At 59.9% G+C, this 22,832-nt stretch carries 22 protein-coding genes and 5 tRNA genes; 1 reads left to right on the top strand and 26 read right to left on the bottom strand.

Translation table 11 applies throughout. The annotated features are described in order from the left end of the window. Positions 1-8: 8 nt before the first annotated feature. The 20 genes from BE0216_RS01770 to BE0216_RS01675 all read right to left on the bottom strand — a co-directional run bounded on the left by BE0216_RS01770 (position 9) and on the right by BE0216_RS01675 (position 15,790). Positions 9-590, bottom strand: a complete 582-nt coding sequence (locus tag BE0216_RS01770) for an adenine phosphoribosyltransferase (protein WP_094636197.1) — start codon at positions 588-590, stop codon at positions 9-11. A 64-nt stretch (positions 591-654) separates the two neighbouring features. Next, the gene (gene yajC, locus BE0216_RS01765) at positions 655-1,092 is read right to left on the bottom strand and encodes a preprotein translocase subunit YajC (protein ID WP_094636442.1); all 438 of its coding nucleotides are present in this window, start codon (positions 1,090-1,092) and stop codon (positions 655-657) included. Between the two features lie 77 nt (positions 1,093-1,169). Then, entirely contained in the window at positions 1,170-2,234 is a 1,065-nt protein-coding gene (ruvB, locus tag BE0216_RS01760; RefSeq protein ID WP_094636443.1) for a Holliday junction branch migration DNA helicase RuvB, read from the bottom strand. 20 nt (positions 2,235-2,254) lie between these two features. Then, positions 2,255-2,881, bottom strand: coding sequence for a Holliday junction branch migration protein RuvA (ruvA, locus tag BE0216_RS01755; RefSeq protein ID WP_094636198.1), 627 nt, complete (start codon positions 2,879-2,881; stop codon positions 2,255-2,257). 103 nt (positions 2,882-2,984) lie between these two features. Further along, positions 2,985-3,569 carry a crossover junction endodeoxyribonuclease RuvC gene (gene ruvC / locus BE0216_RS01750; protein WP_094636199.1) on the bottom strand — a complete coding sequence of 195 codons (585 nt, stop codon included), beginning with the start codon at positions 3,567-3,569 and terminating at the stop codon, positions 2,985-2,987. Positions 3,570-3,574: 5 nt separating this feature from the next. Beyond that, positions 3,575-4,330, bottom strand: coding sequence for a YebC/PmpR family DNA-binding transcriptional regulator (locus BE0216_RS01745; RefSeq protein WP_094636200.1), 756 nt, complete (start codon positions 4,328-4,330; stop codon positions 3,575-3,577). 76 nt (positions 4,331-4,406) lie between these two features. Further along, on the bottom strand, positions 4,407-5,006 hold the full coding sequence (locus tag BE0216_RS01740) for an HIT family protein (protein ID WP_094636201.1): 600 nt from the start codon (positions 5,004-5,006) through the stop codon (positions 4,407-4,409). A 235-nt stretch (positions 5,007-5,241) separates the two neighbouring features. Further along, positions 5,242-7,275, bottom strand: coding sequence for a threonine--tRNA ligase (gene thrS / locus BE0216_RS01735; RefSeq protein ID WP_094636202.1), 2,034 nt, complete (start codon positions 7,273-7,275; stop codon positions 5,242-5,244). 102 nt (positions 7,276-7,377) lie between these two features. Then, entirely contained in the window at positions 7,378-9,135 is a 1,758-nt protein-coding gene (locus BE0216_RS01730) for a type 2 periplasmic-binding domain-containing protein (RefSeq protein WP_094636203.1), read from the bottom strand. Between the two features lie 19 nt (positions 9,136-9,154). After that, entirely contained in the window at positions 9,155-9,925 is a 771-nt protein-coding gene (locus BE0216_RS01725; protein ID WP_143249267.1) for a hypothetical protein, read from the bottom strand. A gap of 211 nt (positions 9,926-10,136) precedes the next feature. Further along, on the bottom strand, positions 10,137-11,219 hold the full coding sequence (locus BE0216_RS01720) for a hypothetical protein (protein ID WP_094636205.1): 1,083 nt from the start codon (positions 11,217-11,219) through the stop codon (positions 10,137-10,139). Beyond that, positions 11,216-11,851, bottom strand: a complete 636-nt coding sequence (locus tag BE0216_RS01715; RefSeq protein WP_094636206.1) for an ABC transporter ATP-binding protein — start codon at positions 11,849-11,851, stop codon at positions 11,216-11,218. The genes BE0216_RS01720 and BE0216_RS01715 overlap by 4 nt, the downstream gene beginning before the upstream one ends. Before the next feature lie 28 nt (positions 11,852-11,879). Then, positions 11,880-12,950: a peptidoglycan-binding domain-containing protein gene (locus BE0216_RS01710; protein ID WP_094636207.1), complete on the bottom strand. Its 1,071-nt coding sequence runs from the start codon at positions 12,948-12,950 to the stop codon at positions 11,880-11,882. Between the two features lie 159 nt (positions 12,951-13,109). Then, positions 13,110-14,315 carry a sensor histidine kinase gene (locus BE0216_RS01705; protein ID WP_193042823.1) on the bottom strand — a complete coding sequence of 402 codons (1,206 nt, stop codon included), beginning with the start codon at positions 14,313-14,315 and terminating at the stop codon, positions 13,110-13,112. Between the two features lie 152 nt (positions 14,316-14,467). Beyond that, on the bottom strand, positions 14,468-15,142 hold the full coding sequence (locus BE0216_RS01700; RefSeq protein ID WP_094636209.1) for a response regulator transcription factor: 675 nt from the start codon (positions 15,140-15,142) through the stop codon (positions 14,468-14,470). A gap of 132 nt (positions 15,143-15,274) precedes the next feature. Continuing rightward, positions 15,275-15,350, bottom strand: a tRNA-Gly gene (locus BE0216_RS01695). 33 nt (positions 15,351-15,383) lie between these two features. After that, positions 15,384-15,456 (bottom strand) — tRNA-Val (locus BE0216_RS01690). Positions 15,457-15,505: 49 nt separating this feature from the next. After that, positions 15,506-15,577, bottom strand: a tRNA-Val gene (locus BE0216_RS01685). Positions 15,578-15,617: 40 nt separating this feature from the next. Further along, positions 15,618-15,688 (bottom strand) — tRNA-Cys (locus tag BE0216_RS01680). Between the two features lie 29 nt (positions 15,689-15,717). Beyond that, positions 15,718-15,790 (bottom strand) — tRNA-Gly (locus tag BE0216_RS01675). A gap of 179 nt (positions 15,791-15,969) precedes the next feature. Here BE0216_RS01675 and BE0216_RS01670 point away from each other — a divergent pair. Further along, complete coding sequence (locus BE0216_RS01670) at positions 15,970-16,803, top strand: PAC2 family protein (protein WP_169714245.1); 834 nt, start codon at positions 15,970-15,972, stop codon at positions 16,801-16,803. A 170-nt stretch (positions 16,804-16,973) separates the two neighbouring features. On the opposite strand, the gene BE0216_RS01665 is transcribed toward BE0216_RS01670, so the two are convergent. The 6 genes from BE0216_RS01665 to BE0216_RS01640 all read right to left on the bottom strand — a co-directional run bounded on the left by BE0216_RS01665 (position 16,974) and on the right by BE0216_RS01640 (position 22,807). Further along, positions 16,974-18,035: a hypothetical protein gene (locus BE0216_RS01665; RefSeq protein ID WP_143249268.1), complete on the bottom strand. Its 1,062-nt coding sequence runs from the start codon at positions 18,033-18,035 to the stop codon at positions 16,974-16,976. A 3-nt stretch (positions 18,036-18,038) separates the two neighbouring features. Beyond that, positions 18,039-18,674, bottom strand: coding sequence for an ATP-binding cassette domain-containing protein (locus BE0216_RS01660; protein WP_094636211.1), 636 nt, complete (start codon positions 18,672-18,674; stop codon positions 18,039-18,041). Then, positions 18,674-19,732 carry a peptidoglycan-binding protein gene (locus tag BE0216_RS01655; protein ID WP_158217176.1) on the bottom strand — a complete coding sequence of 353 codons (1,059 nt, stop codon included), beginning with the start codon at positions 19,730-19,732 and terminating at the stop codon, positions 18,674-18,676. Before BE0216_RS01655 ends, BE0216_RS01660 begins: the two co-directional genes overlap by 1 nt. Before the next feature lie 102 nt (positions 19,733-19,834). Beyond that, the gene (locus BE0216_RS01650) at positions 19,835-20,587 is read right to left on the bottom strand and encodes a hypothetical protein (RefSeq protein WP_094636213.1); all 753 of its coding nucleotides are present in this window, start codon (positions 20,585-20,587) and stop codon (positions 19,835-19,837) included. Positions 20,588-20,954: 367 nt separating this feature from the next. Continuing rightward, a complete protein-coding gene (locus BE0216_RS01645; RefSeq protein ID WP_143249269.1) occupies positions 20,955-22,037 on the bottom strand; it encodes a sensor histidine kinase in 1,083 nt (360 codons plus the stop codon). 107 nt (positions 22,038-22,144) lie between these two features. Next, the gene (locus BE0216_RS01640; RefSeq protein ID WP_094636215.1) at positions 22,145-22,807 is read right to left on the bottom strand and encodes a response regulator transcription factor; all 663 of its coding nucleotides are present in this window, start codon (positions 22,805-22,807) and stop codon (positions 22,145-22,147) included. Positions 22,808-22,832: the final 25 nt, after the last annotated feature.

Raw genomic sequence — 22,832 nt, 5'->3', positions numbered from 1 at the left:
CCAGCGGGTCAGGCCGGCATGGTGACCAGCACGCTGGTGGGGCGACCTCCGAGCTTGCCGGTGCCGTTCAGGCCGTCGAGGCCCATCACGAAGCTGAATCCCACGACCGTGCCTCCGGCGCGTTCGATGAGTTCCGCGCCCGCCGCCGCGGTGCCGCCGGTGGCGATCAGATCGTCCACAATAAGCACGCGTTCGCCGGGTTTGACGGCTTCGGCCTCGATTTCGACGCTTTCGCTGCCGTATTCCAAATCATAGGATTCGCGGATGGTCTGAGGCGGCAATTTGCCCGCTTTTCGGACGGCGATGAAGCCTTTGCCCAAATGCGCGGCCAAGGCGGGGCCGAACAGGAATCCGCGGGCCTCCAGTCCGGCGACGGCATCGAAATCCTCGGCAGGTACGGGCAGTGCCGCCTCCAGCGCTTTCATCATCAGATGCAGGCCTTTGGCGTCGGCCAGTACCGGCATGAAATCGCGGAAGATGATGCCTTCTTTGGGGAATCCGGGAATCGAACGAATCAGAGAGACAAGATACGCGGCATCCTCGGCCCCGATCTTGCCGAGATCAGCGATGGCGATATCGGTGTTCGACATGACGATGTGGCTCTCCATATGACGATTGGCGGGCAAAAAACAATATGCGCGGCGTGAACGTGGATTACTTGGCGGCTTCCTGCGGCTGCTCGTCGGCAACCTCGGTGTCCACGACCTCGGCTTCGACGGTTTCGGTCGTCTCGACCGTGTTCTCCGCCGATTCGAGCGCCTGGTCCATCGGCACCTGCGCCTCGTCATCGTTCTGCTCGATCGGATCCTGCTCGATCGGGTTGCCGTTCTCATCGACCTCATCGTCGGAGATATAGGCCGGGCGCACGTACTCCTTGCTGATCGCGTTGAAGGAGAAGCGCATCAGCGAGCCTTCGGAGTCGATGACGATCTCCTCGTACTGGACGTCCACGGAGACGACCTTGCCGATCACGCCGCCGATGGTGATGATCTCGGTGCCCGGCTGCAGGTTGGCGCGGAAGTCCTGACGCTCCGCCTGCTGCTGCTTGGCCTTGCGGGACTGCCACCACATCATGCCGATCATAGCGACCATGATGACGATGAGGAAAAGCGAACTACCCAAGAGAAACTCCTTGATGATGGAAAACGGACTATCTGGCCTTGAAGATTCTAAAAGAGCTTGCTGACATCATCCTGGGGAACCAATCCCAGATGCTTCCACGCCTTCTCGGTGGCGATGCGGCCGCGCGGCGTGCGCGCGAGGAATCCCTCGCGCACCAGATACGGCTCGCACACCGTCTCCACGGTTTCGGACTCCTCTCCCACCATGGCGGAAAGATTGTTCAATCCCACCGGCCCGCCGTTGAAATTGGTCACGATGGCCTTAAGCACGGCGATGTCCAGTCGGTCCAGACCCTCCGAGTCGATCTGGTAGAGGTCCAGCGCCTCTTTGACGTCCGCGGCGCGCACCACGATGAGATCGTGCACGATGGCCCAGTCGCGCACGCGGCGCAGCAGACGATTGGCGATACGCGGCGTGCCTCGCGAACGCATGGCCAGCTGGGCGGCCGCGCCCTCGTCGAGATTGACACCCAACACGCCGGCCGAGCGGTCGATCAGCCGCTCCAGCTCGTCGATCGGATAGAAGTCGAGATGCGCGGTGAAACCGAAACGCGCGCGCAGAGGCGAGGGCAGCATGCCTTCGCGCGTGGTGGCGCCGATCACCGTGAACCGCGGCAGGGTGAGCGGAATGGACGTGGCGCCGGGTCCCTTGCCCACCATCACATCCACGCGGAAATCCTCCATCGCGATATACAACAGTTCCTCGGCCGCGCGCGGCAGACGGTGGATTTCGTCGATGAACAGCACCTCACCGGTGTCCAAGGAGCTGAGGATTGAAGCGAGATCGCCGGCGTGCTGGATGGCCGGGCCTGAGGTGACGCGGATCGGCACCCCCAGCTCGTTGGCCACGATCATCGCCAGCGTCGTCTTGCCCAATCCGGGAGGGCCCGCGAGCAGGATATGGTCGGGCGGAACGTCGCGTTTGCGCGCGGCGTCCAAAAACAGTTGCAGTTGCGCCTTGAGGGTCGGTTGGCCGATGAAGCCGTCGAGCGCGTGGGGACGCAGCTCCTCGTCGCTCACCGGTTCGTTGCCGATGGGCTGTGAGGAGACCATGCGCAGGGATTCCTCGTTCGCTCCGGTGTTCGACTGGCCGTATGCGGGTGTTTCGTTCAGCGGCGTCGATGCGTTGTTCATCAGCGTCCCCTATCCATAAGAGTCAAAGCGAGCCGCAGCACACGCGGCACATCCTCGGCTGCGAGCGGCGTGGCGATGGCGTTGTCTCGGCACGCCTCGGCCACCGCCTGTTCGGCGTCCTGCTGACGCCAGCCGAGCGACATTAGGCCCTCGACCACCTGATGCGTGCCGGCGTCCTCCTCGGCTGTCTGGGCGTTCGCGGAAGCGGCGGTTCCCTCGACCTGGCTCAAGTCGATCGATCCCTTGAGTTCGAGGATGATCTTCTGCGCGCCCTTCTTGCCCAAACCCGGCGCTTTGGCGAGGGCCGTGGCGTCGTTGTCCGCGATCGCGCGGGCCAGCTGGCCGGGCGTGAGCGTGGAAAGCAACGACTGGGCGACCTTGGGGCCGATGCCGGAGACCTTGATCAACTGCAGGAAGGTTTTCTTCGCGGCGGCGTCGAGGAAGCCGTGCAAGGTGATGGCGTCCTGCGACACATTGAGATAGGTGTGGACGCGCACCTCCTGGCCCATATGGATGCGGCCCAGATCGGCGGCGGGCATACGCACCTCGTATCCCACTCCCCCGACGTCGATTAGTGCGGAATCGGCATCCACGGATTCCACCCGCCCGGTCAGCATTCCAATCATATGCGTCCTCCAAAGTCGAACAACTGTTCGAAGTGTATCATATGGGGGCGGATGGAGAATGTGAGCTGCCTTATGCAATTCCGGAGGAATTGCATAAGGCAGCTCACATTCCACGGTCTGCGTTGATGCGGCGGCGGGAGGATTTTTGCGCGGCTTCGGCCCATTGGCGTTGCGCGGGCGTCAGATGCTGTTCGCGTTCACCGCCTTGCAACGCGCCGGACGGGCGCAGCGCATGGCAGATCGCCAACGCCAACGCGTCGGCCGCGTCGGCCGGAGTCGGCATCTTCGACAGGTTGAGGATGCGCGTGACCATACGCTCCACCTGAATTTTCTCCGCCTGGCCGTTGCCGGTGATCGCCAGCTTCGCCTCGGTGGGCGTATGCAGGGCCACAGGAATGCCGCGTTGCGCCGCGGCCAACATCGCCATGCCGGCCGCCTGCGCGGTGCCGAGCACGGTGTTGCGGTTCGACTGGGCGAACACGCGTTCGATGGACACCGCGTCGGGCGCGAATCGCTCCATCTTCTCCGCCAGCCCGTTGTACACCGCCAACAATCGCAGATCCTGCGAGATATCCGGCGAGGAACGCACGATGTCGACGTGGATAAACGAAAGCCGGCGGTGCGCGCCGGCTTCGATCACGCCGACCCCGCAGCGTGTGAGCCCGGGGTCGACGCCAAGGATGATCACGAGGATTACTCCTCGTCGAGCTGGGCCATCACCTCGTCGGAGGCGGTCCAGTTGGAGTAGATGTTCTGCACGTCGTCGAGATCATCGAGGTTGTCGATGAGCTTGGAGACCTTGCGGGCGTCCTCGAGGCTGAGCTCCACCTCGTTCTTCGGAGCCATGACCAGATCGGCGGAGTCGTACTCGTAGCCGGCGTCCAGCAGGGCCTGACGCACCGTGTGCATGTCGGAGGGGTCGGTGGTGACGACGAACATCTCGCCCTCGTCGGCCACATCCTCTGCACCGGCCTCGGCGGCCTTCTCGAACAGGTCGTCGAAGTCCACACCCTCGGACGGGATGGCGATCTGGCCCTTGCGTTCGAAGTTGAAGTTCACGGAACCGGTGGTGGCCAGCGAGCCGTTGCCCTTGGTCAGGGTGGAGCGCACGTCGGCGGCCGCGCGGTTGCGGTTGTCGGTCAGACATTCGATGATCAGGCCCACGCCGGCGGGAGCGTAGCCCTCGTAGACGATGTCCTCATAGTTGGCGCCGCCGGCTTCCTCACCGGAGCCGCGCTTGACGGCGCGCTTGATGTTGTCGGCCGGCATGGAGGCCTTCTTCGCCTTGTAGATGGCGTCGGCAAGGCTCGGGTTGCCGTCCGGATCGCCGCCGCCCATACGGGCCGCGATCTCGATGTTCTTGATGAGCTTGGCGAAGAGCTTGCCGCGCTTGGCGTCGATGGCGGCCTTCTTGTGCTTGGTGGTCGCCCACTTGGAATGCCCTGACATATTGCTCCGTTCAGGCTAGACGATAAGACAAACGAATTGATTTTAAAGCGGTTCGCCGACAAACGCCGGCGTTTCCTCAGATAGTGGAAGACGCGGGTAGGCCGAACCGCGGCGCGAGATCCGCGAAGGCCGCCGCGTAGGCGGTCCGCTGGTCGGAGAGCAGAATCGGCATGGTGCGGGTTTGCGCGACGATCGGCATGAAGTTGGCATCGCCGTTCCACCGCGGCACAACATGCTGGTGCAGGTGCGCGGCCACGCCCGCGCCGGCCACCTCGCCCTGATTGATGCCGATGTTGTATCCGTCGGGATGCGAAACGGTCTCCATCACCTTCATGGCCAGCGTGGTCGCCTTCTCGAACTCGAAGAGCTCGGCGTCGTCCAAGTCGGTGAGAAGCCCCACATGACGGTACGGGCAGATCATAAGATGGCCCACGTTGTACGGGTAGAGGTTCATGATGGCGAACACATGCGTGCCGCGCCACGCGATCAGGCCGTCCTCATCGGACTTGGCAGGTCCCGCGCAGAACGGGCACTCCTTGGCTTTCGGTTTGGCGGGGCGGTCGTCGGAACCACGCAGCACATAGGTCATGCGCTGCGGAGTCCACAAGCGTTCGACCGCGTCCTCCTGCGGAGGGAACCCTGCCGGATCATCGACACGCACGTGTTCGTCGGTCATATTCACTCCTTCGTGCTGTGTGCTTATACGAATTATTCCGTCATCCCAGGCTCAGCCTCGTTCACCCGTCATCCCGAGCTCGGCTTCGTTCACCCGTCATCCCGAGCTCGGCTTCGTTCACCCGTCATCCCGAGCGGAACGAAGTGGAGTCGAGGGATCTCTTCTCATGATCACGCGAGGAGATCCCTCGACTCCATCCTTCGGCCTCCGCTCGGGATGACGGAATAATGGGTGTTTATTCCGCGGTGGCGGCGGTGAAATCGTCGGCGGAGTTGACCTGCACGCGCTTGGCGATCACCTTGAGGATCTTGGCGCGGGCCTCGTCCACCGGCACGCCGTTGAGCTGGCTGCCGTCGCGGAAGCGGAAGCTCACCGCGTTGTTGGTCATGTCCTCGTCGCCCACGATGAGGATGAACGGCACCTTGGACTTGGATGCGTTGCGGATTTTCTTGCCGAAGCGATCGGCGGAGTAATCCACCTCGCAGCGCACCATCTCGTCCTCGAGGGACTTGACGAAACCGGCCAGATGCGGCGCGACCTCGTCCGTCACCGGCACGCCGAGCACCTGCACGGGGGCGAGCCACGCCGGGAACGCGCCCGCATAGTGTTCGAGCAGCACGGCGAAGAAACGTTCTATGGAACCGAACAGAGCGCGGTGGATCATCACCGGACGCTGGTGCGTGCCGTCGGCCGCGATGTATTCGAGGTCGAAGCGCTCTGGCAGGTTGAAGTCGAGCTGGATGGTCGAGACCTGCCAGGTGCGGCCGATCGCGTCGCGGGCCTGCACGGAGATCTTCGGACCGTAGAACGCGGCGCCGCCCGGATCGGCCACGAGGTCGAGATGGGAAGCCTCGGCCACCTCGCGCAACGTGTTGGTGGCCTCCTCCCAGATCTCGTCGGAGCCGACGTACTTGTGCTCGTCCTTGGTGCTCAGCTCCAGATAGAAGTCGGTCAGGCCGAAGTCCTTGAGCAGATTCAGCACGAAGGTGAGCAGGTTGGCCAGCTCGTCCTTCATCTGCTCGCGGGTGCAGTAGATGTGGGAATCGTCCTGCGTCAGGCCGCGCACGCGGGTCAGGCCGTGCACCTCGCCCGACTTCTCGTAGCGGTACACGGTGCCGAACTCGAACAGGCGCAGCGGCAGCTCGCGGTAGGAACGCTGGCGCGCCTTGAAGATCAGGTTGTGCATCGGGCAGTTCATGGGCTTCAGGTAGTAGTCCGCGCCCGGCTTGGTGATGTTGCCTTCCGCGTCGCGCTCCTCGTCGAGGTGCATGGCCGGATACATGCCGTCCTTGTACCAGTGCAGGTGGCCGGAGGTCTCGTACAGGCCACCCTTGGTGATGTGCGGGGTCTGCACGAAGCTGTAGTGGTGCTTGCGGTGCATCTCGCGCGAGTAGTCCTCCATGGCGTTGATGATCGCGGCGCCCTTGGGGTGGAACACGGCCAGACCGGGACCGATGTCGTCCGGGAAGGAGAACAGGTCCATGGACGCGCCGAGCTTGCGGTGGTCGCGCTTGGCGGCCTCCTCGAGACGGGTCTGGTAGGCCTTCAGATCATCCTTGGTGAAGAACGCCACGCCGTAGATGCGCTGCAGCATCGGGTTCTTCTCGCTGCCGCGCCAGTAGGCCGCGGCGGAACGCTCGATCTTGAACGCCTTGATGAAACGGGTGTTCGGCAGGTGGGGGCCGCGGCACAGGTCCTTCCACACCACATTGCCGTCGCGGTCCACGTTGTCGTAGAAGCTCAGCTCCTTCTCATCGATTTCGGTGGCGGCCTCGGGGTCGAGATGCGCCTGCTTGTCGTTGATGAGCTCGATCTTGTACGGCTGGTCGGCCTCCTCGGCCAGAGCCTCTTCCTCGGTCACCACGCGGCGGCGGAACGACTGGGAGGATTTGATGATGCGCTGCATGCGCTTCTCGATGTCCTTGAGATCCTCCGGAGTGAAGGGCGTGTCCACGTCGAAGTCGTAGTAGAAGCCGTTCTCGATAACCGGTCCGACGCCCAGCTTGGCGTTCGGGTAGATCTCCTGCACGGCCTGCGCCATGACGTGCGTGGCCGAGTGGCGCATGATGTTCAGACCGTCCTCGGAGTCGAGGGCCACGGCTTCGACCGTGTCGCCGTCGCTCAGCGGAGTGTAGAGGTCGCGCAGTTCGCCGTTGAGACGCACGGCGATGATGTTCTTGTCGTCCGCGAACAGCTCGGTGCCGGTGGTGGTTGCCTCCACCTCCTTCGCTTCGCCGTTGACCGTAATGGAGATGGGGCTTGCAGCCATGATAATGTCCTATCTTTCGGGGTCCGCGTTACTAAAACAGACCTGGACTGGTTATATGCAACAGAGGACACGATAGAGGCGCGGGAAGACATCCGCATGGTCCTAACGCAGAGTCTTGTCCCGCTCCATGTAGCGATCGTATTCCCTCTGCCATTCCCGCCTCTGGCCGGCGCGTGCGGAATCCTCCGATTGTGCACGGACGTATGCGTTCCAGGCCTTATCACGATCATATGGAACCGATGCATTGCATACCTGTTCGGCCAGCCACTGGTCTGTGACGCTCCCGATGCCGGTGCCACTTGTCGCGGGCAGATACATGCCCATGGGGAATACGCCGTCCGCCCCCATGCGACGATAGATTTCCCGATACGGCTTGTCGGCCGCCACATAGCGCTCGCGGGGTTTGTCCCCCACGATGATGGTTCCAGGGCGAATCCAACCGACGAACGCGCGTCCATATCCGAGCGGATACGTGCCGTCCCCCTGCACGCTCACCATGGTCCGGCCGTCCTCATGCGTGATGTCGACGGCCTCCTCCCCATAGAATTGGGCGAGGGAAACCGATTCGTCGAACAGCGCGTCCACGACCCGCAACGCGTCATCCCTATGCCGGGTATTCGCCCTCACCGATACGCCATTGAGATTGAAACGCACACGGCCGCTGCGGTCCCAGGTGGGTTGGACACCATCACGCTCGGCGGGAATGGAGATGGACTCGTACTGGTCTTCGTTGGGTTCGAATGCCGAAGCGTCGAAGGCGAACGCCACTCCCACCAACGGAATCGGCGCGGATAATTGGGATTCGTATTCGGCGAATGTGGTGCCAACGAATGTGGAACCGACAAGCGTTGACGAGCCTGCGCCGCCGGAATCGGAGGGAACCCCTCCCCCGTCCGACTGCATGGCCTCGCGCATCGCCTCGTTAGCTTGTTTCAGCGCGTATGATCTTGCGAACGATTCCGAGGGAACCAGTCCTTCGGACGCGAGATCGGCGAGGTAATCACCCACCCTCCGTACGGCGTTGGATGCGGAGATGTCCTTTACGGACGAATCCATGCCTGCGAACAGGTTCTGCCCGGCCTGTTCGTTGAGTTGAGTGGGCGTGCCGGTGGAGTTCAGCAACAGCTGCCATCCGTCGGGCTCGAACGTCTCGGTGCCACCAGGATCGTTGTTCTCGGTGGGCCTGATGGCGAATGGGATCTCGTCCGCCTCGCCGTTGCCGTTGGGATCGCCGTCACGGAAAGCCCTCAGCACGTCGGTCAGCTGGTCCCATGTGGTTGGAACGTCCAGTCCCAGCCGTTCCAACCAAGCTCGGTTGATGAACATATGCGCCATGGACCCGTCATAGTCCTCGCCGGAGTCCCCCGGGATGGAACGGATTGATCTGTCGCCTCGCTGCGCGGCGACGAACGCCTGGGGAACCTCCGCGAAGTACCGAGTCACATTCGGCATGCGATCGAGATATCGGTGAAAATCGAGATAGTCGTCGGCGTATCCACGGGCGATGGTGTCCGGTCCGGTCACCTGGCTGAATGAGACGAATACGTCGGGAACCGACAAGCCGTCCAGTTCGGGGTTGCCTTGATAACTGGCCAAACCATATACGGCCCTGGACTCTGTACTGTCCGGCGTCACATCGCGCCAGACGATGTCGCAGTCGCATGCGGAGGATACCAGTCGTGCCCAATGGCTGCCCGCCGCGGACTGCTGCCCTTTCTCATGCGCGTAGACGACCACCAGCGGAGCGGCATCCCGGGTTGCCTGCTGAAGCCACCATCCGATGCCGTTCGCTATGACAGCCAAGGAGCATATGATGCACAGGAGTACGCGAACGCCACGTCCCGTCAATGTCTTGGCCATCGTGATTGCCTTTCTTCATCTACCAGAGTTCCTCGGTCACGCTATCTTCGCTGAAGACGGTGATATCGTTCGCCACCAGACATTGGGACGCTTCTGGCTTGTAGATGTCGAGCTTCAGTTCATCCTTGGAAGCAGCTTCGTACAGGTCGAATCGGAAATCATCCATGGTGTAGCCTTTTGGCGCCACATCATTGCGGCGAAGGCAGTCCAGTGCGCCCTCGTATTGGTTTTTATACAGATTCGGATTACCGATCTGCATCTTGTACACGTCGGCGATTGTCGCGTATGTGAGTGTTCCACATTCAAGCATGTCTTGTCCGTAGCGAGCGTTTTGTTCTTCGGTTCCTGCGCGGTGCGGTGCCTCCTTGTATATTCCGTTAGACTCTTTGATGAGTTTGATATCCTCATATCCTCGATCCACCATGCACTGCTTGTAATCGGCCCAGACCGACTCGTAATCTGATACGGAGACGCCTCCTTGAGATTTGGCCCGTTCAAGTACTTTCAGTATTCGCCGCGAAGCGTCGCCGGAAGGATCGAATTCCTTCAGTTGTTGGCTGGACTCGACCATTCGAATGGATTGATCGATATATTCAGATAAGGACGATGCCGCCTTTTCGCCAACGCCATCACTCATCATGCGTCCTATGTCGTCGGATTGCGCAGTTGTGTTGCCGTTTTTTGTCTCGGATACAGTGTTTCCGCAAGACGATGACACCATCAGCAGCGAGACGCATACAGCGATTGCCACAATATGATGTGCTTTCCGATACTTTTTTCGTGGAATCATGGTCGCTTGTCTCCCTGTCATAAATGATTCGGAAAAGACGGCTTCGTCCTTTAAATCTGTACAGCTTCTTTGCTTGATGTATCAAAAACGATAAGCAGGGCGCTTTGCGCGGAGCAAGTGCGGTGCCATGCCTCGTAGACAAACGTCTATAGGCATGGCACCGCGCATAACAAGGACAAATTTGAAAGGTAAAGCCTATAGGGAGACCGTCCTAACGTTGTTTGAAGAATCGGAACAACTGTGATTCCCTGATAAACAATCCAGCTGTGAACACACCAAAAAGAGCGCCACAGAACGTTGCGATTGGCGAACGTATTGCGCCACATATCACTGCTGTTGTATCGGTACAAGCGAATCGTGCGCAATATGCCACGATGATGCTGATTGAACATGTTGCGCCCAATCCCGCCCACGTGCATGTCTCCAAAAGCATTCCTAGAAGTTGCGCGTGCTTGCGTTGTCCGCAATGAAGCGCACCTGCATATTCAAGTCGTCTGCGAAGTACCGCGAACACTCCTATGAATATTCCGACGGCACAACCAAGCCACGGCGCAAAACGTGTGATTCGAGTGGAGTATGTTGCATAGGCGGAATAATGAGAATCGAATCCTTTATTCAATTTTGTGACCCCTACTCGGGCTTCGATATTCCCTGTCGGTACTCCAGTGGAATAGAGCAAGGATTTCAGGCCATCATTATCGGGCCATGTTTTTGCCCAACACTCGTCATACCATCCTTGGGTCGAAGAAGAAGGAACGATTAGCGCATAGGCGAAACGTGTATCCCGTCCATCATTCGGCCACTCGAATATGTTTGCGATTTTCGTGTCCCCATGATCGGTTTCCAAGATACTGCCAGGTATCAAACCGAAGTCCTGCGATACGGAGGATGACACCCAAATACCAGAGATATCTCCAGCTGCGGTGGAGGCATTATTCATCAACAGTGGAACCAAGCCGGGAGTGACTTCGTAGGAGCTGAGATCTTTCCCTGGTGTTGACAATGGAGTGACCTGCGGTCCGTCGCGTACGGCTCCTGCGACGGATGGGCCATTCTCTGCTTCGATCAGTCGATCGCAGGCCTCGCCATCTACGTTTTCACTGACGAATGTCATCACATCGGCTTTCGCATGAATACGTGCAAAAGCCTCTTGTTCCAAGCCAACGACGGAGACGGCTTCATATCCGCCTAATAGGGTGCTTACCGACAGAATTGCCAGCATCAGGATGAAAGCATGAGTTGTGCCAGAAGAGATATTGCGTATTGCTTCAGAGCAAATGGAACGGAGCTTCATGATTGTTCCCTGCGTTGCAAAGGTTCATAAACGGACAGGTCGATGACACGGCTGCATGCGTCGCGAGTTGAAGGATCATGGGTGGCGATCATTACAATCATTCCCTGTCCGGCGAGATGACCTAATACACGACTTACGGTGTGCGCAGTGCGCATATCCAATTGCGCGGTGGGCTCATCCACAAGTAGCAGGTCGGGTTGCGAACATACAGCACGTGCCAACATAAGTCGTTGAGCTTCTCCGCCTGACAACTCAGAGAATCGTCGTTGCGCAGCATATTCCAAATCGAACAGAGACATGGCTTCTACAGCCTTGGACTCTGCCTCACACCGCATCATTCCCTGAGCCAGGAGAGGAAACACTACATGATCTAGCGCAGTGCGTCCTGATACCCCATATGGGTTCTGGAATACCCATCTGATTCGCTGAATCCCTTGTTTTTCCACTTTGCCTGCATATGGTTGCTCCCATCCGGCAAGAATTGATAGCAAAGTACTTTTCCCTGATCCGCTGGGGCCGCATACAGCCACTGTCTGCCCTTGATCAGCGGTGAAGTTTAAGTGCTCAAAGAGTAAATCCGTAGTGGGGAATTTATGAGCCAAATCATTTATCTGAATGCGTCGTACTGTCATGACTGTCACTGTTCTGTTGGAAACCGTGTTATTTGCAGACAAGGCCGCTAAGCGTTTCCCCTAGCATCACTGTTCGGATTTGCTGTATATCGACCTGCTCCGATTTGAGTAGGCTGACCCCTAATTCATTTCCAACGATATCCATACGTATCGGTTTCCCTTTGTCTTTACCTGACGCCGGAGCGATGCACCCATACTGCCCATTCACATCGAATACCGCTCCTGCCGGCACTCTCAACACCAGCAACGGTTTTGATAACGATAATGTCGCGCTGAGACCAGCTGTTAGACTTTCGGGACTCAAAGATGTGACTTCTTCGGAATTTGTGAATTGCTGTAGAAAAACAGGATCTGTAATTGTTGTAGTACCGGCTGGCAACGTAGCGGTTAACTTGGCCACAGTGAGTGTTCTATCCTGTTGCGAAGGCTGTCCGTTTTTAACGGTAAGAGCGGTGATAAGGCCTGGAACCTCTCCGACTTGGCTACCAGCAGTGGTCTGAGTTCCCTGCCTAGCCGTCCAAGCATCAACCGCAACGGTAGTATTGGGAATCCATAGGGTATCGGCAATAAATAATTCCCCGTTGGATTCGTTGCCGTTATCCCACATTAGCTGTCGCCAGCCGTCAGATGTTGACCACTGAAATAGGTCTGATTCAGGCTGGGAGTTGTATCCCAAACGATTGAGCTCGTTATTTACGGCACGCACGTCCTCACCACTGTCGCCTATTTTTAGATTTCGGTACAAAGGCGTGGACGTGGATAACGCTATGATGGCACGACCGTTCACAGCAAATGCTGCTTTTCCGGAGACAAGTCCCTGTCCGGACTGGTCAGCGGTCACTATCCCCGAGACATTGCTGAGTAGAGTTTGCGATGCTGATACGGTAGGAACTACCGTAACTGGCTGGTTTCCCGAATAATCTTGCACACTTGTTGGCGCACTTGCGATGATTTTTGCTTCAGACAGCACATTTGGGGTTCGATCAGGCAACCAGAGAGCGCAAGCTTCTACAGTAACTGATACGGCAATGATCGCTGACATTAACGACCATACGAGGATTTGTGCACCATAATGATGGTTTCCCTGATGTTGCTTCATCGTGCATCTCCTCACTTCACATTTGTCGCGCAGACCCGCAAACAACAATGCTTTAACAGTCTAGAGATATGACGAAGCTTCAGTTAATGGCGGGCTAGACGCATAGACGTTTGTCTATAGTCATATTCTTCTTTCGCACGACCGGATGTCTTCATGCAATCACTGGATGACGAGGGGAATCTCCGCGAAAAGCGAGAAACGTCCGTCCTGCGTGAAGATATCGAGCGAGCCGTGGGCCTGCTCGATGCGTCGGCGTTGGCGGGCAAGGCCCGTTCCCGATCCGAGAATGGGCGACATCGACGTGCTCTCACCCGTCTCGTTCTCCGCATGGATGCGCGCCTCGCCGTTGACCAGGCGGATTTGGACGGCATAGACCCCATCCAACTGGCCGTGCGTCACGATGTTGGCGTATATCTCGTGCATCAGCGACATCACAGTATCCCATCGAGCAAGGCTTTCGGAATCCTGTCCGAGTGTGAAGTCGGGTGCGGTCAGCACGGTCGTTCCGCCGTCCATCCCCAACCTCCGCAGATCGGCATCGCATTGCGCGATCATCTTCGCCAAATCGGCAGGTACGGCCCCAGATTGCTGCATAACCGTGTCGGGCATAACGGGATTTGGCAAAGCGGGATATTCAACCGTACCGTCGACAAGCGGCGTCTCGTCGCTGAGCATGGCGATGGCTTGACGGGTATGGGTCAGTGCCGCGACGGCATGGTGATGGACCGTCTCGATGCGGTCCGCGTCCACCGGCTGACCGGCGTGGGGTCTGGTGATCAATGCGATATAGGAGAGATCACCGGCGATGGAGTCATGGATCAAGCGTTGCAGATTCACACGAGTCCTCATGCGATTCAGTTTTTCGGATTGCGCTCGCAGACGCAGCAGTTCGTTCTCCTGCGTCTGCTGGTTTTTCAGCTGTGTCTGCAATCGAAGCGCGTAACCCAAGGCGAAGGCCGCGATGCATTCGAGCACACAGCCGATGTCCGGCACCAACAGACCCGCCATCGGTATGAGGTAACGATGAGGCAGCACATAGGATAAGCACACCATCACACAGCACGGTAGCGAGATGCCGATCGTGGCCGAATACGCCAGCGACCCCATCAGATAGGCCACGAGTATCGGTATCACTTCGGCCAGCGAGAACGGCGATTCGTAGACGTTCAGGAACACCACGACGGACACCATCGACAGTACAGCCATACCGATTCCCGCCACGCGGGGGAACGCGATGTTGACGGTGAGCAGAACCAGCAGCAGCGCATACATGGCGGCGAGATCGGGACTTGTGATCATGACGCGGCGCAGCGGGCCAGCAAGGAACGCCGCGAACGATACGGCGCAGACAAGCGCGATGAGCATGCGCAGCCAATGCGCCCGCACATTCTGCGATACACGCTGCAATACCGTCATGCGCGCAGCTCTGGCATCATGTGGAGTCGAGTCGGCGTTATGCAGAGTCGCATCAGTGTCATATGTCGCAGATAATCGCCGAATTCTGGCGTGTCGTCCTGTCATCGACGTGCCTTCTTCGGCTGGCGTTCATGCCAAGCCACGATCGCTGCCGCTGTACTGGTCGCGCCAAGACGTCGTTTGGCGTGATGCATGATGTTGCGCGCGGTGGAATCGCTGATTCCCAGCTGGCTGGCGGTGATCTTGTAGGATCCCGTCCGCTCGTAGCTCTCCAGTACCGCGCGTTCCCGGTCCGTCAGCGGGCTCTCGTCCTTTGCCCTGGTCTTCTGCTGAGCGGTAAACGCCTTGGTCGCGGTAGAGAACGTCACGGATGGCACCTGCGGACAGTATGTTCCACCGTCGAGCAACGCGTGGATTGCGGACAGCAGTTGACGGTCGGATTCCTTGGTGACCAGTCCCTGTGCGCCGGCCTGGGCAAGAGACCCGGCATAAATATCCGGAGGGAACGCGGTGATGCCGAGAATGCGGATATCCGCGATGCTACGGCGAATCGACCGACACACTTCCACGCCGGATTGTTCGTCAAGCGACATGTCCAGCAACAGCACATCCGGCCGTGTCTGCGTTTGCATGACCAGATGTTCCGCCGCCAGACCGCTGGCCCTGTCCCAGACCACTGAGAAGCCACCATCCTCGAGAACCTGCCGTATCGCGCGTCTGGTGAATCGGTCGTTGTCCACTATCGCCACTGTGGGCGACTCCCCCAAAGTTCCCATCGTCCGCTCCTTTGCGCAATAATCGTATCATTGCCGGGACGGGTGGAAGTGGATGAAGCGCGGATTATCTCGACAAAGAAACGCGCATCGTTGGGCGAATACGAAAAAACCTCGCCGTTTGGCGAGGCATGATGGAGCGGACAACGGGACTCGAACCCGCGGTCTCAACCTTGGCAAGGTTGCGCTTTACCAACTAAGCTATGTCCGCAAAGGATTCCCACCGTGAGAAGCGGGATTCCAGTGGGCGATGTAGGAATCGAACCTACGACCCCTTCGGTGTGAACGAAGTGCGCTAGCCGCTGCGCCAATCGCCCGTAATAATACGGTATTCAGTTATCACCGGTCGGATTGCTCCGACCTGAGTGGGCGATACAAGATTCGAACTTGTGACCCCTTCCGTGTCAGGGAAGTGCGCTACCACTGCGCCAACCGCCCGGGTCTGCGTCTCAGTCGACTGGTTGCCCAGTCACCTGAGAGGTGGGTACGAGAGTCGAACTCGTCTATACGGCTTTGCAGGCCGCTGCCTAACCGCTTGGCTAACCCACCATATAGGTTCGTCAACTCTTCGGACCTAGAGCGGACAACGGGACTCGAACCCGCGGTCTCAACCTTGGCAAGGTTGCGCTTTACCAACTAAGCTATGTCCGCGTGTGTTCTCAGCGGTTTGTACCCGCCGAAGCACGAGTCACTACTATAACCACATCGGCGTAATTTGCAAAATAGGGCGTGTCGCGCAGTCGGTACAGTGGGTTTTCTGCATCGTTCCGCCATTCCTCGCTTACGGCTGAAGCGGATGCGTAAGCGGAAAAACCGCTACTGTAGAAAATATGACAGAAGATACGAAGCAGCGGTCCGGCCTGGTGATGGTGGCCGCGTTCGATGGCTGGAACGACGCGTGCCAGGCGGCCACCAATGTGATCCGCCATCTGGTCAAACGCTATGAGTCGCGCGAGATTCGCCATATCAGCTGCGACGGGTTCTACGATTATCAGGTGTCGCGTCCCATGATGTGCCATGTCACCGGCCGTGCCCGCATCATCTGGCCTCAGACGACGTTCTATGAGATCGCGCTTTCGCACAGGCAGCGCATCATCGCGCAGATCGCGCCGGAACCCAACTACCGCTGGCGGGAATACTGTCGGCAGAGTCTGCATATCGCCGAGGAGCTGGACGTCGACCATGTGGTCACTTTGGGTGCCATGTTCGCCGACTGTCCGCATACGCGTCCGCTGCCGATAAGCATCAGCAGCGGAAGCCGCGCCTGCGAGGACGACCGGCAATACAACGGCCCGATCGGCATTCCGACGGTATTGGACGCGATGGCCGGCGAAGCGGGCTTCGCCACGACCTCGATGTGGGTGTCCCTTCCGCAGTATCTCGGCAGTGAGGAATGCGCGCAGGGCACTTTGGAACTGATGCGTGGACTTTCATGCCTCACCGGCATCGAATTCGACGAAAGCGGCTTGGCGGAGAAGACCAAGCGTTGGGAGGCGCAGGCCTCCATGCTGCTTCGCTGTAACGACCATCTCGCCGATTATGTGCGTCATCTGGAGCGTGAATACGATCTCAACGCCGAAGCCGAACGCGACGCCTCCATCGGCGCGCCGCAGGCCGAGCAGCTCGTGAAGGAAACCGAGGATTTCCTGCGCAGCATAGGGTGACTGCGTGAGATCCTTCGACTTCGGCTCCGCCTCCGCTCAGGATGACGAGGAGGAGTGCGTCTTGCCCGAGATGACGAGGAGGGGCGCGGGGCACCCGAGATGACGAGGGGGCGCGGGTTCAGTCCCGAATGGTTTTCCCGATACGCGGAAACATGCGTTAGCACTGACCTCTAGCGGGTTTTGAAGTGGGTGAATAGGTCGCGTTCCCGGATGGTCAGCGCGGCGGCCATGGTTCCGGCCCATGCGCCGAAGAGCACCCATAGACCTTCCTTGAGCTCGAGTATGAACACGTCGGGAGCGCTTGTCGTGCCCTGCAGGCGGATCATGACGTACAGCACGGCGTATGCGCTGGCCCAGCCGATCAGGACGGGAACCAGATGCTCCACCACCATCTGCAGCACCACGACCGACCTGCCCGCACCGGCATGCATATTGCCCGATAATTCCAGCTTCCGTCTTCGGCAGAATGCGGCGGCGGCCAACGCCATCAGCACGCCGGCCGCGGGCACGGCGAATCTGGTCAGACGGGACGAGAACATCCCATACGCGTCCATCGTGTCCCCCAAGGTGTAGTTCACCTGACCGGTCTGGGAATGCGACGGGTCCATGCTGTAGAACACGCTCAGACGCAGCGTGTCGGTCATATCCGAGGACGGCCACACCGACGCCCAACATTCGTCGAAGGCGCCATACGACGCCACCGGCATCAGCACCGCATAGCCGATGCGGGAGTCCCGCCCGTCCTCGGCCCAGTCGTACACGCCGGCCACCCGAATCTCGCCCTGCGTCGTCTCCAACACCGCTCCCTGCGACACCGCCAGCTTCTCGGCCACCGCCTGCGGCAGCCACACTCCCTGATGGTCGTCGTTGCCGGCGTCCACCACGTCGAGCAGACCGTCCGTGACCTCGTAGATGACGAACCGATTGTCGGGCAGCGCGTTCAGGGTCATCTCCCCGGCCTGACGCAACGCGCCGGACGCCTCGATGCCGTCTTGCGACGCCAGCTGCGCGCAGGCCCGCCCATCGACGCCGTCCTCGTTCTTGATAAGCGTAACGTTCCCCTTGGCCTCCCGGTATTCGATCGCCTGACTCTCCACGTCAAGTATCTGCCAGACATCCAATCCCGCGCAGCACAACACCAGAAGAAACGACAGCAACACCAGCGGTACGGCGCCGGCCATGCCGGACGTCATATCCCTCCACGCCTCGCGTATGATCTCTCTCAGCCTCATCGCTCACTCCGATCTGGCATACAGGTCAAGGTCGATGACGCGGTCGCATGCTTCGCAGGTGCGCGGGTCGTGCGTGGCGATGATGACCGCGGCTCCGGAGCGCGCGAGCTGCGACAACGTGGAGTTGACCAGATCGGCCGTACGCGTGTCCAACTGCGCGGTCGGCTCGTCCACCAGCAACACGTCAGGCTGCGCGTTGATGGCCCGCACCAGCATCAGCCGCTGCGCCTCACCGCCCGACAATTCCTGGAACAGGCGGTTCTCCAGCGCCGACAGGCCGAAGGAATCCAATATGCTTCTGGCCTGCTCCTCGGCGTATGAGCGCGTGTGTCCGGCCGCGAGCAGCGGATAGGCCGCGATGTCGAGCACCGTGCGCCACGCCGCCCCATACGGGTTCTGGAACACCCAGGAGATCCGGCACGGCTCTCCCCTGCGCACCACGCCCTCCGTCGGATTCTCCCAACCGGCGATAATCGACAGCATCGTCGATTTGCCGCAGCCCGACCGTCCGCACAACGCGAGTATCTCGCCGTCGCGCACAGCGAACGACACATGCCTCCACAGGAACGGCGAGCCCGCGAACCGGTGCCCCAGATCGTCGACCTCGACTCCGCGGGTCGCCTCGCCACCGCCTGCCATCAGGCTTCCTCCCCGGCGGCGTCTCCCTTGCCGTCCGTCTCCCCCGCCGTCGCTGGACAGGTGATGTCGGAGCTTCCGTCGGCAACATCCACCGACCGCAGTCCGGACGCAACGGAACCGTCCAACAGTCCGACCATCGCATATCCGTTCTGCGAACCGTACAGCCGGACGGGCACCGCCTCGCCGTCATGCCTGACGCAACCGACCCCGTCGAGAATCGAGAACACCGAACCTGCGGGCACCTTCAACGCCGTTATCGGCTCTTTAAGCCGTATGGTCGCGTCCAAACCCGAACGCTGCCCTTCGTCCGTCATCAGCCATACGGCGAACTGCGAAGTCCCTTCGACCTTGTCGAGGAACGCCTCGTCCACAATCCGACCGTCCTCAGGCAGAGCGGTCTCCTCCCCCGCGATTGTGACGACACGCTCCCCCTGCGCCAGCGTGTCCGGCAGCGTGACGTCGATGGACTGGATGGACGACGCCATCACGCCGATCTCCTGCGGCGCGGCCTGGCCCCGGACCAGCATGCAATCCTCCAACACCACGGACTGGCGCGGCAACCACAGCACGCCCTGCAACGACACCACACCGGTCTGTTCCAAGCCATGGGTCTCCTGCAACGCCGCCACGGCCCACCACAGCGAGGAATCGAACACGTCATGCGACGCGCCGTCCACCTGCGCGGCATAGCCCAGACGGACCAATTCGTCACGCAACGCGCCGACGTCCCCGCCGGACATGCCGGCCTGCAGATCGCGGTACAAGGGCACCTCGGTGTACAAGGCGACCACCGGCGTTCCATCGACCGAGAACGGGGATGATCCCGATTCGATCGTCGACCCATCGCCCACGGAAAGCGACGTCACCGTGCCGCCGCCCTGCCAGGCAAGACTCTGTCCTTGGTCCACTTGGGGAACGGCCACGACAGTCCGCTCGTCATCGAACGACTCCTCCACGACGGGCACGCTCCCCGAATCAGACGGCGCGCGAAGCGCATCCGGCACGGGAGACGGAACCAGAGCATAACCGACCGCCAGTCCGACGACCAGACACGCCACGCACAACAACGCCAGAAACGCCGGGCGATTCCGAACCCGAAGCCGCGAATCCCCGCCGAACTTTGCGGACCGTCCTTCTTTCTTCCCCACCATGGATGCCCCCTATTCGTCGGAGTCGGAGCCGAAATCGCCGCCGAGACTCAATCCGCCCAACGAAATGCAGAACAGCGTCTGCTCGTCATCCGAATCCACGGGGAAGCCGAACGCCGCCGACGGGTTCCCTCCCGATCCCGAGGAACGCGACGATGACAAACGGTCCAAACCGCTGTTGAACTGGGCCGCGGTATAGGAATCATCCACGACTCCGGCCTCGCGCAGGCACTGCACCGCCACGATTCCTCTGTCCTTGTACCGATCAGGGTTGTCCTGCTGGTCGCGGTATTCCGCCTCGATGACGGAAGTGGTGCCCTGCGAGCATGTCATCACCGCGTCGAAATACCCGTCATCGGTCTGCGACTCGTCGGACAGTGAATACAACCCGTTGGGCAGCTTGTCGAACACCAGATGGTCGTATCCGCTGGTCTCCATGCACCGCACGTACAACGCCTGGGCCTGCTCGTAATCATCCTGCGAGATCCGGCCGGTCTCGACCGCCCGCTGCAACACCCCGCGTTCGAAATCGCTCAAATCCCCCGATTCAAGTTCAGCCTTCCAATCATCGACCAGCGGACCATACCGCTCCGCCGAAGCCACCTCCTCTTCGAATGTCTGCCCCCCCGCCGGACTGGCGGCGCCATCGCCGCCACCGCAGCCGGACAACGCCGCGACCATCCACAGACTCGCCAGCAGGGCGGCGCTTCCTTTGAACGCAGTGCGATACGCGTTGCGTTGCGTATGCGCGATGATGCCGTGCATATTCGCTCCTCTCTTCATGGAGTCGATCCCATCTTTCATCTCATTTAGCTCTCGGACTTGTGTAGTCTCTTTTCGAGATAATCCGTAGCGGCAGAATAAACACTGGTATCAGTGCCGCGGCGCACTATCCCTGACAACACTGGCCTTCGACCGTTGAATCGAAAACCTTTTCCATCATCCTAATTTAGCAAGGCGTCCGCTGTTTTTGTCCCCTATTTAGGGGACAGCATTAATAATTCCGTTATTGGTCAATACTGTGGGACCACTAAGAAATGGGCTTTCAGAGGAGAAACCCGTTTATGCGTAAAGTAATTTCCTCATGCCCCGCATTTCTTTGGTGGCTTTGCGGTCGTTAACCATCGGGCATCTAGGCCAAAGGCATTCTGCAGAACACATGCCACTGTCCGTCGTCCCGATTCGTTCGCATCTCGCCTCCGAAGGATTCGATCCGAGCGCGGTGCAGCCTCAGACCGCTGCCCGACGCCGGAGGGGAAATCCATCGAGACGGCCCTTGTGGGCAATCGTTGCTTTGCGTGATGGTCACCGCCTCAGGCCGGAGGCCGATGCGCATACGGTACGTTGTGCCGGACGGTTCGCAATGCCGCTCAATGTTGATGTACAACTCCCGCAACAACGCGATAATCTCATCCGCACGCTCGTCAAGGACGGCCGCACACACTCCTCTGATCTGTGTATCGCCGGTGTATCCCAACTCCTTGAGCCGTTTGTCGCATGCCGCAGTGACGGATTCGATGGCGTCAGCCAATGGCAGGGAAAGCCCGTCACCAACGGATGAGGATTCTCGGTTCATCGTGTCGATCGCGCGGTGCAGCTCACGCAGGGCGTCGGATGCCTCTCGCTCCACTTCCCGCCATCCCATCCGATCGTATTCGTCGGGGTGTTCCCGTCTGACCTTTTCGGCCGCCACGAGAATATGCGTCAGTCTTCCCGAAACCGCATCATGGAAGTATGAAGCCGTAGCGATATCGCGACGAGTCCGGGCAAGCAGCCGTTCCGTCTCATCGCGTTTCCGTTTGTCGTCGGACCGTCGGACCGCCACCCCGACCAAATACGTGGCGAACAATCCGATGGCGAAGTTCACAATCCCATCGGGCACACTGAATCCCATAACGTCGGGGAACCGAATCGTCGCAACGGTCACGGTTGCGACAACGGACGCGATCGCGACCGCGCCCTCCCAATACCGCGCGTTCCGCCCCAACGCCACAATCGCCAGCAGCAGTCCCCATGTGCTGTTGGGACCGGACGAGTCGATGCCCGCGCCGAGATTGCCGACGGACACCAGAACCACGACCGCCCAAGCCGCTTTGAATCCACAACACGGCAAAAGCGCCACGGCAAGGCAATACCCCAGCGAGCACAACATACCGAACCAAGTGCGGGGAGGATTGATCACCCAATCGGCGATCGCCAAGCACAGCACTACCATAGCTAGGCAGACGATGACCCAATCCGCGGTCGAACTCGGACCTCGGTCTCTCCAACGTCGCATATCAGGCAAAAGCCGCCTCGGGACATTCCCCATATGGCCCTCCGTCATGAACGCTGCCACCAATACTCCACAAGATCCGCCCGAGACGACAATCCCAAACGGTTTTGCGCCCTATCGAGATAGGTTTTGACCGACCCCGCCGAAATGCCGAGATTCCGCGCGATGACGGCGGGCTTGTTCGCCTGGGCGTACTGTTCGACGATCTCCCGCTCACGCGTGGAAAGGTCAACGACGGTCGGCTCCATGTCCCCCGCCAGCCGAAGATAAGCCCGTCGCGCGGAATCGAACGAGACGGACTCGGATACGTCCAAACGAACGCCCATCGCCTGGTGATGGAGAATATCGCCGATCGCGGCGTCCATGCCATCGAAATCGTTTTTCCCCACGATGCCCTGCGCGCCCGCCTCGGCGGCACGGCGCGCGTAGTACGCCAGCGAAAACGCCGTGACGGCCAATATCGGAAGACTCCCGTCGCGCGACCTGATCGCACGACAGGCCATCAGCCCCGACATATCACCCATCCTCATATCCATAAGCAGAATATCGGCATCGTTCATCGGATCCAAAGCACGCCGAACCGCCCCATGACCCGTCGTCTCCGACCAGGCGAGCACGACCCGCGGCAGCCTCCGCCTCAGCACCGCCATAAGCCCCATCAGCGCGCAGCCGTCATCGTCCGCCACCGCCACCCGAATTCGCTCAACCATACCCGCAAGTATAGGGCCAACGCCA

It is taken from the genome of Bifidobacterium eulemuris (assembly GCF_014898155.1).
Taxonomy (GTDB): Bacteria; Actinomycetota; Actinomycetes; order Actinomycetales; family Bifidobacteriaceae; genus Bifidobacterium; species Bifidobacterium eulemuris.
This window is presented reverse-complemented; position numbering and strand designations above follow the sequence as displayed.

What these genes read in the sequence shown, in the direction of transcription:
- BE0216_RS01770 (WP_094636197.1), bottom strand. Translation starts at nt 590, where the DNA reads ATGTCGAACACCGATATCGCCATCGCTGATCTCGGCAAGATCGGGGCC.
- yajC (WP_094636442.1), bottom strand. Translation starts at nt 1,092, where the DNA reads ATGGTCGCTATGATCGGCATGATGTGGTGGCAGTCCCGCAAGGCCAAG.
- ruvA (WP_094636198.1), bottom strand. Translation starts at nt 2,881, where the DNA reads ATGATTGGAATGCTGACCGGGCGGGTGGAATCCGTGGATGCCGATTCC.
- BE0216_RS01745 (WP_094636200.1), bottom strand. Translation starts at nt 4,330, where the DNA reads ATGTCAGGGCATTCCAAGTGGGCGACCACCAAGCACAAGAAGGCCGCC.
- BE0216_RS01740 (WP_094636201.1), bottom strand. Translation starts at nt 5,006, where the DNA reads ATGACCGACGAACACGTGCGTGTCGATGATCCGGCAGGGTTCCCTCCG.
- thrS (WP_094636202.1), bottom strand. Translation starts at nt 7,275, where the DNA reads ATGGCTGCAAGCCCCATCTCCATTACGGTCAACGGCGAAGCGAAGGAG.
- BE0216_RS01730 (WP_094636203.1), bottom strand. Translation starts at nt 9,135, where the DNA reads ATGGCCAAGACATTGACGGGACGTGGCGTTCGCGTACTCCTGTGCATC.
- BE0216_RS01725 (WP_143249267.1), bottom strand. Translation starts at nt 9,925, where the DNA reads ATGATTCCACGAAAAAAGTATCGGAAAGCACATCATATTGTGGCAATC.
- BE0216_RS01720 (WP_094636205.1), bottom strand. Translation starts at nt 11,219, where the DNA reads ATGAAGCTCCGTTCCATTTGCTCTGAAGCAATACGCAATATCTCTTCT.
- BE0216_RS01715 (WP_094636206.1), bottom strand. Translation starts at nt 11,851, where the DNA reads ATGACAGTACGACGCATTCAGATAAATGATTTGGCTCATAAATTCCCC.
- BE0216_RS01710 (WP_094636207.1), bottom strand. Translation starts at nt 12,950, where the DNA reads ATGAAGCAACATCAGGGAAACCATCATTATGGTGCACAAATCCTCGTA.
- BE0216_RS01705 (WP_193042823.1), bottom strand. Translation starts at nt 14,315, where the DNA reads ATGCTCATCGCGCTTGTCTGCGCCGTATCGTTCGCGGCGTTCCTTGCT.
- BE0216_RS01700 (WP_094636209.1), bottom strand. Translation starts at nt 15,142, where the DNA reads ATGGGAACTTTGGGGGAGTCGCCCACAGTGGCGATAGTGGACAACGAC.
- BE0216_RS01670 (WP_169714245.1), top strand. Translation starts at nt 15,970, where the DNA reads ATGACAGAAGATACGAAGCAGCGGTCCGGCCTGGTGATGGTGGCCGCG.
- BE0216_RS01665 (WP_143249268.1), bottom strand. Translation starts at nt 18,035, where the DNA reads ATGAGGCTGAGAGAGATCATACGCGAGGCGTGGAGGGATATGACGTCC.
- BE0216_RS01660 (WP_094636211.1), bottom strand. Translation starts at nt 18,674, where the DNA reads ATGGCAGGCGGTGGCGAGGCGACCCGCGGAGTCGAGGTCGACGATCTG.
- BE0216_RS01650 (WP_094636213.1), bottom strand. Translation starts at nt 20,587, where the DNA reads ATGCACGGCATCATCGCGCATACGCAACGCAACGCGTATCGCACTGCG.
- BE0216_RS01645 (WP_143249269.1), bottom strand. Translation starts at nt 22,037, where the DNA reads ATGGTAGTGCTGTGCTTGGCGATCGCCGATTGGGTGATCAATCCTCCC.
- BE0216_RS01640 (WP_094636215.1), bottom strand. Translation starts at nt 22,807, where the DNA reads ATGGTTGAGCGAATTCGGGTGGCGGTGGCGGACGATGACGGCTGCGCG.